Source organism: Micromonospora inaquosa (genome assembly GCF_003857055.1).
Taxonomy (GTDB): Bacteria; Actinomycetota; Actinomycetes; order Mycobacteriales; family Micromonosporaceae; genus Micromonospora; species Micromonospora inaquosa.
In genome coordinates this window covers 1-11,825 of record NZ_QGSZ01000401.1, presented here as the reverse complement: position 1 = coordinate 11,825, position 11,825 = coordinate 1, and the positions used below count along the sequence as shown (strand labels likewise).

The following is an 11,825-nucleotide window of genomic DNA, read 5'->3' as shown; positions in this document are numbered from 1 at the left end:
CCCTGACCCATCACCGCCCCATCGCGCCGGGCTGCGGGCGCGGTGATCGGCATCGGTCGCCGATGGGTGGGGAGCTACTTGAGTTGACCCGCGGTCAGGCCGGCCTGCACCTGGCGCTGGAACGCCACATAGACGGCGAGCACCGGGAGCACCGCGATGCTCAACCCGGCGAAGAGCCGGGCATAGTCACCGGCGTAGCCCTGACTGACCGAGAGCGCGAAGAGCCCCTGCGCCAGCATCCACTTTGACTCGTCGCCCTGCAACAGCACCTGCGGCAGCAGGAACTGGTTCCAGTGGCTCAGGAAGTTGAAGATCGCCACACTGATCAGTCCCGGACGTGCCATCGGCAGCATCACCCGGAAGAAGAGCCGGAAGTGACCGCACCCGTCGACCAGCGCGGCTTCCGCCACCGACGTCGGCAGGGTGCGGAAGAACGCGGTCAGGAAGAACACCGTGAACGGCAACGAGTAGGCCGCGTACACCAGGATCAACCCGAGCCAGGAGTTGAAGAGGCCGGCGTTGCGAACCACGAAGAAGAGCGGCACCAGGGCGAGGAACACCGGGAACATGAGGCCGCCGACGAACAGGTAGTAGACGACCTGGCGGCCCCGGAACTCGTACCGGGCGAAGACGTACGCGGCGGTCGCGCCCATCAGCATGGTGAGACTGACCGAACCGGCCACCACCACCATGCTGTTCAGGAAGTACCGGCCGATGTGCGCGCCGGTCCAGGCCCGCGACCAGTTCTCCAGGTGCAGCGCGCCGGGCAGGCTCCACGGGTCGGCGAGGATCTCACCGTTGGTCTTGAACGAGCTGATGAACATCCACAGCAGGGGCAGGACGGTGAGCAGGCCCCACAGCAGCAGGAAGCCGTGCGAGAGCGAGTTGGCCACGCCGAGTTCCCGGCGCACCGGGCGGTCCCGGCTGACGACCGACGTCGGGGCGGTCGCGGTGGGCTGATCCAGAGTGGTCACGAGTACTCGATCCGTTCGCGCCGGCCGATGCGCAGCGACAGCACCGCCACCGAGAGGGTCAGGAAGAACATCACCACGCCGATCGCCGAGGCGTAGCCGAACTTGGTCTCGCTGCCGAAGGCGGTGTCGTACATCCGGACGCCGATCACGTCGGTGGAGAAGTTCGGGCCGCCGTTGGTCATGAGCTGCACGAGGATGAACCCGTCCAGGGCAAAGATGGCCAGGTAGACCCAGGCGACCTGGACGGTGTCCCAGAGCAACGGCAGGGTGACCCGACGCAGGGTGGTGAACCGGGACGCGCCGTCGAGCAGCACCGCCTCGTAGATCTCCTTCGGCACTGCCGACATCGCCGCGCCGAACAGCACCACGTAGAAGCCGACGTTGCTCCACACCATCACCGCGAGTACGCACCAGAAGGCGGTCGCCGGGTCGCCGAGCCAGGTCGGCGAGGGCAGGCCGAGGCCGTGCAGAGCGCTGGTGAGCAGCCCCTTGTTGGGGTGGTAGACCTCCTTCCAGAGCAACGCGATGATCACCACGGAGAGCACCTGCGGGAAGAAGTAGACAGTGCGGTAGAGCGCGCCGCCGCGTACACCGGTCACACCGGCGCTGCCCTTGCGCCCACCCAGGGCGAGCATGGTGGCGAAGAAGAGCCCGAGCACGATGGTCAGCACCGGCACGAGAGCCAGCAGGATCACGTTGTTCTTCAACGCGTTCCACACGTAGTCGTCGTGCCAGAGGGCCTTGAAGTTGGCCAGGCCGACCGGGTTGGCGTCGGCCGAGTAACCGAGCCAGTCGGTGGTGGAGATCTGGAACGCCTGCAGGTACGGCGAGACGACGAAGACGAGGTACAGCAGCACCGGCGGCACCAGGAACGTGACGATCAGCGGCCACTTGCCATGTTTCACGAGTTGGACCTCTCCGAGGGGGTACGGCCGGTGGGGGTGGACGTCTCCCCCACCGGCCGGGCGGTCAGGCCGCTCGCTTGTACTTCTTGATGGAGCTGTCCTGGGCGATCGAGTCGGCGCCCTTCTGGCACTGTTCGAGGAACTCCGCCGGGCCGATCCGGCCACTGAAGAACTCGCCGCAGGCGGCGTCGACGAGGTTGCGCTCCAACTTGCGGTAGAAGTTGTTGTAGACCCAGTTGAAGCCGTTGGCGCCGGACGCGTCGAGGGCCTTGACCACGGTGCTCAGCCCGTACGGCAGCTCGACACCCTCGCTGGCGCCGGCGACCACGGTCAGGCTGGCGACCTTCTTCGTGAAGTCCTGGGCGCCCTTCTTGGAGAGCATGGTCCGGAAGTACTCCAGGCCGCCGGCGACGTTGCGGGCCTTGGCGGGCACCATGAACGGTTCCCCGGCGGTGCCCCGGATCGCCTCGAACGGGAGTTTGTCGCCGCTGCCCAGGCTCGGCGTCGGCGCGATGGTCATGTTGAACCCGGCCGGGGTGACGTCCTTCTGCTCGCTCTCCAGCCAGGAGCCGCAGGAGATGAAGGCGGCCTTGCCCTGGCACCAGGCGGTCTGTGACTGCTTGTGGTCCAGGCCGGGCGAGCCGTCCAGGATGAACTTGTCCTTCACGATCTGGTGCCAGGCGTCGGCGGCGGTCCGCATCGAGTCGGACTTCCAGGCGTTCGGCTCCAGGTTGTCGATGGCGGTCGCCACCGACGGGCCGCCGAGCTTGATGGCGGTGGAGATCAGGGGCCAGCTCATGTAGCGCGGGTGCAGGCCGGCGTACGTCCAGGGGGCGATGCCGGCGGCCTTGATCTGCTTGCAGAGCGCGATGTGCTCGTCCCAGTTCTTCGCGTACGACCAGCCGCGGTGGGCGAAGAGCTTGGCGGAGTGCCAGATGCCGTAGGCGGTGTAGGTGTAGTTGAGCACCAGGAACTTGCCGTCGTAGGAGCCGACCTCGACCGCGCCGGGCAGCAGGGTGTCCTTGACGGTCTTGCCGGGGATGTCGAGGCTCGGGGCGGCCAGCAGCTCGTCGAGGCCGGCGAGGGCGTTCTGGCTGACCAGGCCGTTGAAGTCGATCTGGCCGGAGCCGGAGTTGTTGACCACGTCCGGCGGGGTGCCGTCGACGAAGCGTGGCTGAAGAGTCTTGCTGATCTCCTGGGTGGAGGAGTGCTTGATCTTCGCCTTCGGGTACTTCTCGGTGTACATGGCCTCGTGGGCCTTGGCGTACTCCTCACCGAACCCGCCGCCGAAGATCACCACCTCGAGTGGGGCGTCCTCCTTCACGCCGAGCGGGTTCTGGGCGCTCTTGGTGCCCTGGTAGGTCTCGGCATCGTTCTTGTCACCACCACCGCCGGTGGCGCAGCCGGACAGCAGGCCGGCGGCGGGGGTGGCCAGCAGGCCGGCGGCGGCGCTGCGTCGCAGGATGTCACGCCTGTTCATGGTTTCTCCTCGGGTCGGGTCGGGCGGTCGCCGGTCTGTGGGGGGAGGCGTCCGCCGCGCGAGGCGCGGTGATTCTCTTCAGTTCATGCTCTATTGCTGAAGAATTTCTACGACAGCCGGGCTCGGACTTCAAGTCCTGACTGTCGAACCGTTATCACCACCAGCCGTCGCCGGGTCGCCTAACCTGAGGCGATGCGCCGTCTGCGCCAGCTGGCCGAGCGCACCCCGGCTGGGCGGGAGCGGTACGTCGACCTGCTCCGCGCGCTCGCCATCACCATGGTCGTTTTCGGACACTGGAGTGTCACGGTGATCGGGCGCGACGCCACCGGTCAGGCCACCGGGCAATCCGCGCTCGGCGACCTGCGCTGGGCGTACCCGCTGACCTGGCTGGCCCAGGTGATGCCGGTCTTCTTCCTGGTCGGGGGGTACGCGAACGCGGCCTCGCTGACCCGGCTGCGGTCCCGCGGCGGCGACGCCCCCGGCTGGCTGATCGACCGTAGCGCCCGCCTGGTCCGCCCCACCAGCACACTGCTGCTGGTGCTCACCGCCGCGGCGGCGGTCGGCTGGCTGCTCGACGCCGATTCGACCCGGGTCCGGGAGGTGTTCTGGTTCGCCACCATTCCGCTCTGGTTCCTGGTCGCCTACCTGGCGGCGGTCGTGCTCACCCCACCGATGTACGCGCTGCACCGCCGGCTCGGCCTCGCCGTGCCGCTGGCGCTCGTCGTCCTGGTCGGCCTCGGCGACCTCGGCCGGCTGACCGGGCCGGAGGAATTGAGTTACGGCAACTACCTGTTCGGCTGGCTCGCCGTCCACCAGCTCGGCTTCGCCTGGCACGACGCCCGCACCGTGCCGCCGTCACCCACCGGTCGGACCGCGCCACCGCGGGCGGAACCCGACGCCGCCGGGCCGTCGACTCCCGACCGTCCCGGGGTACGCCGACGGCGGCTGCCCCTCTCCCGCCGGGCCGGCCTGGTGTTCCTGGCGGGCGGGTTGGGCGCGGTGCTGCTGCTCACCGTGCTCGGCCCCTGGCCGGTGGCCATGCTCAAGGTGCCCGACGAACGGCTCGACAACGCCGCGCCGCCCAGCCTCGCGTTGCTGGCCGTCGCCGCCGGCCAGCTCGGGGTGATCCTGCTGCTGCGCGGCCCGGCGGAGCGGCTGCTACGCCGCACCGGGCCGTGGCAAGTGGTGATCGGAGTCAACCTGGTGGTGTTGACCGTCTTCCTCTGGCATCTCACCGCCGCGATCCTGCTGATCGGGTTGCTCGACGCGGTCGGGACGCTGCCCACCCCGGCGGTCGACACGGCCGCCTGGTGGGCCTGGCGGGTGCCCTGGTTGCTGCTGCTCAGCGTCGTCCTGGCGGTGCTGGTCGCCATCTTCGGGCCAGTGGAGGCGCGCAGCGGTCGACACCGCACCGGGCGTCGGACCGGTCGGGGCACCCCGGCCCGGACGGCGTCGGCGGTGGTCGGCTACGCCGCGGTGGTGGCCGCGCTGCTGATCAACAGCGCCACACCGCAACAGACCCCGGAGCCGCTCGGCGCGCCCGCCCCGGCGCTGGTGGCGTACCTGGCCGGGGCGGGCGTACTGCGACTGCTCAGGTCTGGGTGGGGAACCCGAGGTTGACCCCGCCGTGCCGCGGATCCAACCAGCGGCTGGTGACGACCTTGCCCCGGGTGAAGAAACGCACCCCGTCCTCACCGTGGGCGTGCAGGTCACCGAAGAGGGACGACTTCCAGCCGCCGAACGAGTGGTACGCCATCGGCACCGGGATCGGCACGTTGATCCCGACCATGCCCACCTCCACCTCGTGCTGGTAGCGCCGGGCCGCACCGCCGTCGTTGGTGAAGATCGCCGTGCCGTTGCCGTACGGGCTGGCGTTGACCAGGTCCACCGCCTCGTCGTACGAACCGACCCGGACCACACTCAGCACCGGTCCGAAGATCTCGTCGGTGTAGATCGACATGTCCGGGGTCACCCGGTCGAACAGCGTCGGACCGAGCCAGAAACCGTCCGGGTCGCCGTCCGGCGTCACGTCCCGCCCATCCACCACCGGCACCGCGCCGGCGGCCACCCCGGCGTCCACGTAGGAGCGCACCTTCGCCTCGTGCGCGGCGGTGACCAGCGGGCCCATGTCACAGCCCCGTCGGCCGTCGCCGGTGCGCAGACCGGTCACCCGCCGGGCGATCCGCTCGACCAGCGCGTCCGCCACCGGCTCCACCGCCACCAGCACCGAGATGGCCATGCACCGCTCCCCCGCCGAGCCGAACCCGGCGTTGACCGCCGCGTCGGCGGCCAGGTCCAGGTCGGCGTCCGGGAGCACCACCATGTGGTTCTTCGCCCCACCGAGCGCCTGCACCCGCTTGCCGGCGGCCGTTCCGCGCTGGTAGACGTACCGGGCGATCGGGGTGGAGCCCACGAACGACACCGCCCGCACCTCCGGGTGTTCCAACAGTGCGTCGACCGCCTCCTTGTCGCCATTCACCACGTTGAGCACCCCGTCGGGCAGGCCCGCCTCGGCGAACCACTCGGCCAGCAGCAACGCCGCGCTCGGGTCCTTCTCGCTCGGCTTGAGCACCACCGCGTTGCCGCAGGCCACCGCCACCGGCACGAACCACAGCGGCACCATCACCGGGAAGTTGAACGGGGAGATCACCGCGACCACCCCGAGCGGCTGCCGGATGGTGTACGAGTCGACCTCGGTGGAGACGTTCTCGCTGAACGCGCCGCGCAGCGCCGACGGCAGCCCGCACGCGTACTCGATGACCTCCAGGCCGCGCTGCACCTCGCCGGCGGCGTCGGCGAGCACCTTGCCGTGCTCGGCGGTGATCACCTCGGCGAGCCGGTCCCGGCGAGCGTGCACCAACTCCCGGAACGCGAACAGCACCGTCGACCGCTTCGCCAACGACGCGTCCCGCCAGGCCCGCGCCGCGCGGGCGGCGGCCTGCACCGCGACGTCCACATCCGCCGCCGAGGCCAGCTCCACCTCGGCGGTACGCCGTCCGGTCGCCGGGTCGAACACGTCGCCGCGCCGATCCGACGTGCCGCCGACCCGCTTGCCGTCGACGAAGTGACCGATGCTCATGCCGCCACCCCCGCGCACGAACGGATCGCGCCGACGAGGATCGCCAGGCCCTCCCGGGCCTCCTCCTCGGTCAGCGTCAACGGTGGGCCCATCCGCAGCACGTTGCCGTAGAGCCCACCCTTGCCGGCCAGCAGGCCACCCTCCCGAGCGGCTTCGAAGACCCGGTTGGTCAACGTCGGGTCCGGCTCACCGCCACCCGGCCGGACGAACTCGACGCCGAGCATCAGCCCCTTTCCGCGTACCTCGGCGACGCAGTCGAGCCCGCCCACCGCGGACCGCAGGCCGTCGGCGAGGATCGCGCCGACGCGGGCCGCGTTCGCCTGTAGGTCGTGCTCGATCAGGTAGTCGAGCACCGCGTTGCCGGCCGCCGTCGAGATCGGGTTGCCGCCGAAGGTGGAGAAGCTGATGGCCGACACCGACTCCAGCACCTCGGCCCGGCCGACCACCCCCGCCAGGGCGAACCCGTTGCCGATGCCCTTGGCGAAGGTGAGCAGGTCCGGGGTGACGCCGTGCGCCTGGTAACCCCAGAAGTGCTCCCCGGTACGCCCCCAGCCGGTCTGCACCTCGTCGGCGATGAACAGGATGCCGTGCTCGTCGAGGACCTTCTTCCAGCCGGCGAAGAGCCCGTCCGGCGGGTGCACGAACCCGCCCACGCCCTGGATCGGCTCGGCGATCAGCGCGGCCACGTCACCGGCGGTCTGGGTGGCCAGCACCTCGCGCAGGTCCTCCACCGCCGCGTCGACCTGCTCGTCGGCGCTGAGCCGGGCCAGCAGGCCGCGCACCCGGTCACCGGAGTGCAGCCAGGCCACCTGGAGCGGGTTGAGGCCGCTGGCCGACCAGTTGCGGTTGCCGGTGACGCCCATCGCCGCGTACGACCGGCCGTGGTAGCTGTTGCGCAGGGCCAGGATCTGGTGCGAGCGACGGTGGTTGGTGGCGACCAGCAGCGCCGCCTCGTTCGCCTCGGTGCCGGAGTTGGTGAAGAACACCCGGGCGTCCGGGATGCCGGAGCGCTGGGCGATCTTCTCGGCCAGCTCCACCTGTTGGCGGATCAGGTAGAGCGTCGAGGTGTGCGCGATCCCGGTGGCGAGCTGCCGTTCGACCGCCTCCCGGATCTCCGGGATGTCGTAGCCGATCATGTTGGTCAGGACGCCGCCGAAGAAGTCCAGGTAGCTGCGGCCCTGCGCGTCGGTGACCCGGCGGCCCGAGCCGGAGACCAGCTCGATCGGCTCGGCGTAGTACAACGGCATCCAGGACGGGAGCACGGCCCGGTGCCGGGCCAGCAGGTCGTCGGTCATCGTGGCAACCCTTCAGCGGCGTTCGTGGATACCGCACGCTCCCACCGCCGGCCGATGCGAACAACTGTCAGCGTGTAGCCCAAGGGCGTCAGCAGCTGACAGCACGTCAACGGTTTCCAAGGCCATGATCGCCTTTGACGGCTGATTCCCGCAGCGCCAGCGGTCTTCTTCCACTCGATCCGTAGCCTGGCCGCACACCATCGCCGTGGACCGGTCCAGCCGCAACCACAATCGCCGGTCCCACCACGGCGGGCCGGTAGCATCCGGCAGGTGCACAGCGCGGACGCGGCGGCGTCGACCCGACCGGCCGATCAGCGGATCACGGCGGAGGTTCGGGCCTGGGTCGACTCCACCCCGCTGCGCGGCCTGGTCGCCCACTTCGGCGGCACCTGGCCCGACGGCGACCTCACCCAGGTGCTCCGCTTCCTGGACGACTTCTCCGCCCGGCACTGGGACTTCCGGGGCGGTCGGGAGCGGCCCGACGCCCGCGAGCCCGACCTCGACCCGGCCACCGCGAAGCTCGTGCTCGACACGGCCGCCGCGCTCGGCCTGATCCACCCGGTGCCGCCGGCCCGGTCGGCGTACGCCCACCTGGTGGTGCTCGGCGGCCTGGCGCACGCCTGCGTACGCCGCGTCGGGTACGCCGCCCACCTGCTCCGCGCCGGCCTACCGGTGCGCGGCGAGGTCGCCGTCCTGGGCAGCTTCCGGCCACTGTCGGACTGGGAACGCCGCACCCTGGTCGACGCGGGCCTGCCCGCCGACGACACCGAGGTCGACGTGCTGGACACGGCCGTCCGCCGGGTGTTCGGGGTGGCCGCCCCGGCCGAGCAGGACGGTGTCGACGCCGGCCACCCGCACCACTCCTGGTCGTCACGGACCTACCGACCGGACGGGCTGCCGCCGATCCGGGTGCTCGCCGCGCCGTCCAGCGAACCGGACCGGCGGCGCGCGCACACCGCCGACACCCAGCGCTTCTGGGCCGGCCACGTCCGGCTCGCCCCGGGCGACGAGGTGCTGATGGTCACCGCGCCGATCTACGTGCCGTTCCAGCACTGCGACGCGCTGCGCACCCTCGCCGTGCCATACGGCTGCGCCATCGACACCGTCGGGGTGGACCCGACGCTGGCCGACCTGGCGGTGCTGCCCGAGCAGACCCTCACGCCGGGGCGCTACCTCCAGGAGATCCGCTCGGCGATCCGCTCGATGCGCGCCCTGCACGACCGGCTTCGCCCGCGCTGACAACCGACGGAGCCCGCCGAGCCGGCCTGCCCCTGAGTGTCGGCTCAGCCGGCGGTCTCAGCTCAGCCGGCGGTCTCAGCTCAGCCGGCGGTCTCAGCTCAGCCGGCGGTCTCGGCGACGGCCTGGGCGAAGACCTCGGAGCGGTGCTCGAAGTTGCGGAACCGGCCGTAGCTCGGTGCGGCCGGGGAAAGCAGCACCACCCCGCCGGCCGGGGTCACCTCGCGGGACAGCCGGACCGCGTCCACCAGGTCGTCGACCAGGTCGGTACGCACCTTCGGCAGGCCCGCGAGCGCCTCGACGATGCGGGCGCCGCTGTCCGGAATCCCGATCACGGTCAGCTCCCGCTCGGCCAGGTGCTCGGCCAGCGGCGTGTAGTCCAGACCTCTGTCGTTACCCCCGACGATCACCGTCAACGGCCGCCCGTCGTACGCGTCGATGGCGTGCATGGCCGCGTACGGGCTGGTGGCGAGGGTGTCGTCGACGAAGGTCAACCCGGACGGGTCGGTGATCTCGGTGAGCCGGTGGGCCAACCCCTGGAACTCGGCGACCGCGACGGCGAGGTGGTCCTTGCCGGCCAGCACGTCCACGCCGAGCGCGTCCAGCACGGCGAGCGCCACGCAGAAGTTGCCCTCGTTGTGCCGACCGACCAGCGGCAGCACGGCACGCGGGAAGAGCGGCTGGTCACCGACGTGGAACCAGGGTGTGCCGTCGGCACCCGTGGCGACGTGGAAGGTGTCGGGGCGACCGGCCCGAACCGCCGGCAGCTCACCCAACTCAGCGGCCAGTCGCGGGTCGCCACCGTTGACGACGATCGTCTGCGGGTCGTGGGCCAGCAGGTTCAGCTTGTCCCGGTAGTACTCCCGCTCCCCACCATGCGCGTCCAGGTGCTCCGGGAACAGCGCGGTGACCACCGCCACCCGGGGCGAGTCGGCGAGGTCGCTGCACTGGTAGCTGGACAGCTCCAGCACGTACAGCTCCGACTCGGGCAGGTCCAGGGTCGGCACCCCGATGTTGCCGCCGAAGACGTTCGGCCGGCCCATCGCGGTGAGCAGGTGACTGATCAGGCTGGAGGTGGTGCTCTTGCCCTTGCTGCCGGTGACCCCGACGGTGCGCGCGGCGTGGTCGGCCATCCACAACGCTGTGCCCTGGGTCACCAGGATTCCGCGGCGGCGCAGCTCGATCAGCCACGGGTGGGTCTGGGGAACGCCCGGGGAACGGACCACCACGTCCGCGGCGGCCAACCGTTCGAACCCCGCCTCACCGGTGACCAGCGGCGCCGCCTCGGCCAGCGGGCCGTCCCAGGGCAGCGACAGGAAGTTCGCGCTGTCGTCGACGGCGACCAGCTCGGCCGGGCCGTGCGCGGCGATGGCTGTCACAGCGGCCCGGCCCTCCCGACCGGTGCCCCAGACGGCGACGGTACGTCCTCGCAGGTCAGAAAGGCGCACGAGGCTCTCCTCGGGGGTCACGGCGGCGGCAGGGCAGGTCCGGTCCGGACACGGCCGGACGAACCAGGGCCTAGTATGGCGTGTGCCCAACGAGCAGCTCCGGCGGATGGACGCCTTCACCTTCCCGTCCTACTCGATCGACTTCGCCACCGGCGAGGTGTTGTTCGACTACGCGCTGACCGGCCCGGCCGGTGAGCAGCGGTTCACCGAGGTGATCACCCTTCCGTTGCCGGCGGAGCCGCCCTCCGACGAGACGGTGGCGACCCTCAACCGGGTGTTGGAGGTGCTGCACCTCGTCGCCGGGGTCAGTTACTACAAGGCCGCCGCGCCGCCCCGACTCGTGTTGCCGGCGCCGCTGGGCGCGGCCACCGTCGACTACGTCACGGCCGTCTACACCAAGGGCCTCGCCGAGTACGCGTACCGCAACCAGCTGCCGCACGTGCTCCAGCTACGCCCCGAGGTTCCGGCGGGCTCCCCGGAGGCGCCACGGGTGTACGACGACTCGGATCGTCGCCCGCTCTCGGCGGTCGGCGGCGGCAAGGACTCGATCGTCAGCCTGGAGGCGCTGCGCCGCGCCGAACTGGACCCGGTGCCGTTCTCGGTCAACCCGAACCACGTGATCGTCGCCGTCAACGAGGCGTCCGGGCTGGTCCCGTTGGCCGCCCGACGGCGCATCGACCCGGTGCTGTTCGACCTGAACGCGGCCGGCGCGCTGAACGGGCACATCCCGGTCACCGCCATCAACTCGCTGATCGCGGTGGCCACCGCCGTACTGCACGGGCTGGGCCCGGTGGTGATGTCCAACGAGCGTTCGGCGTCCGATCCGAACCTGGTCTGGGACGGCCACGAGATCAACCACCAGTGGTCCAAGGGCGTCGAGGCGGAGGGGCTGCTGCGGGCGTCGCTGGCCGAGCACGCCGGCCTGACCGAACCGTACTTCTCCCTGCTGCGGTCGCTGTCCGAGCTGCACATCGCCCGGCTGTTCGCCGAGTTCACCCGGTACGACGACGTGGTGACCAGTTGCAACGCCGCGTTCAAGCTGCGCGACGCGAGTGAGCGCTGGTGCCGCGACTGCCCCAAGTGCCGGTTCGTCTTCCTGGCCATGGCGCCGTTCATGCCCCGGGAGCGGGTCACCCACATCTTCGGTGGCGACCTGCTCGCCGACGAGTCGCAGATCCCCGGCTACCGCGAGTTGCTGGGAGTGGACGGGCACAAGCCGTTCGAGTGCGTGGGCGAGGTCGAGGAGTCGGTGGTGGCCCTCGGCCTGCTCGCCGAGCAGGACCAGTGGCGCGACGCCCCGGTGATCCAGGCCCTGGTCGACGCCGTCCCGGCAACGGCCTGGTCGGCAATCGCCACGTCGGACGTCTTCACCCCCGGCGGCCCCAACCACATCCCGCCCACCTACGCC

General features: G+C 70.8%; 9 protein-coding genes. 3 read left to right on the top strand and 6 right to left on the bottom strand.

Annotated features, from left to right (window positions below):
• Positions 1-74: 74 nt before the first annotated feature.
• From DLJ59_RS35790 to ngcE, 3 genes are all read right to left on the bottom strand, one after another.
• The gene (locus DLJ59_RS35790; protein ID WP_244236406.1) at positions 75-974 is read right to left on the bottom strand and encodes a carbohydrate ABC transporter permease; all 900 of its coding nucleotides are present in this window, start codon (positions 972-974) and stop codon (positions 75-77) included.
• Positions 971-1,879: a carbohydrate ABC transporter permease gene (locus tag DLJ59_RS35785; RefSeq protein ID WP_124778533.1), complete on the bottom strand. Its 909-nt coding sequence runs from the start codon at positions 1,877-1,879 to the stop codon at positions 971-973. The genes DLJ59_RS35790 and DLJ59_RS35785 overlap by 4 nt, the downstream gene beginning before the upstream one ends.
• Positions 1,880-1,943: 64 nt before the next feature.
• Positions 1,944-3,359 carry an N-acetylglucosamine/diacetylchitobiose ABC transporter substrate-binding protein gene (gene ngcE / locus DLJ59_RS35780; protein WP_124778532.1) on the bottom strand — a complete coding sequence of 472 codons (1,416 nt, stop codon included), beginning with the start codon at positions 3,357-3,359 and terminating at the stop codon, positions 1,944-1,946.
• Positions 3,360-3,551: 192 nt separating this feature from the next.
• Between ngcE and DLJ59_RS35775 the strand changes: the two genes are divergently transcribed.
• Positions 3,552-4,979, top strand: a complete 1,428-nt coding sequence (locus tag DLJ59_RS35775) for an acyltransferase family protein (protein WP_124778531.1) — start codon at positions 3,552-3,554, stop codon at positions 4,977-4,979.
• On the opposite strand, the gene DLJ59_RS35770 is transcribed toward DLJ59_RS35775, so the two are convergent.
• Together DLJ59_RS35770 and DLJ59_RS35765 are read right to left on the bottom strand one after the other, a co-directional pair.
• Positions 4,951-6,438: a CoA-acylating methylmalonate-semialdehyde dehydrogenase gene (locus DLJ59_RS35770; RefSeq protein ID WP_124778530.1), complete on the bottom strand. Its 1,488-nt coding sequence runs from the start codon at positions 6,436-6,438 to the stop codon at positions 4,951-4,953. The two genes, DLJ59_RS35775 and DLJ59_RS35770, sit on opposite strands and share 29 nt — an antisense overlap.
• On the bottom strand, positions 6,435-7,733 hold the full coding sequence (locus DLJ59_RS35765) for an aspartate aminotransferase family protein (RefSeq protein WP_124778529.1): 1,299 nt from the start codon (positions 7,731-7,733) through the stop codon (positions 6,435-6,437). The genes DLJ59_RS35770 and DLJ59_RS35765 overlap by 4 nt, the downstream gene beginning before the upstream one ends.
• Before the next feature lie 270 nt (positions 7,734-8,003).
• Here DLJ59_RS35765 and DLJ59_RS35760 point away from each other — a divergent pair, with 270 nt between their 5' ends.
• The gene (locus DLJ59_RS35760) at positions 8,004-8,972 is read left to right on the top strand and encodes a hypothetical protein (RefSeq protein ID WP_124778528.1); all 969 of its coding nucleotides are present in this window, start codon (positions 8,004-8,006) and stop codon (positions 8,970-8,972) included.
• A gap of 98 nt (positions 8,973-9,070) precedes the next feature.
• Here the strand turns inward: DLJ59_RS35760 and murD are convergent, their stop codons facing one another.
• Complete coding sequence (murD, locus tag DLJ59_RS35755) at positions 9,071-10,417, bottom strand: UDP-N-acetylmuramoyl-L-alanine--D-glutamate ligase (RefSeq protein ID WP_124778527.1); 1,347 nt, start codon at positions 10,415-10,417, stop codon at positions 9,071-9,073.
• An 82-nt stretch (positions 10,418-10,499) separates the two neighbouring features.
• Between murD and DLJ59_RS35750 the strand changes: the two genes are divergently transcribed.
• Positions 10,500-11,825 (top strand): MurL-like N-terminal domain-containing (locus DLJ59_RS35750; protein ID WP_124778526.1); only part of this gene is annotated, 1,326 nt, incomplete at its 3' end.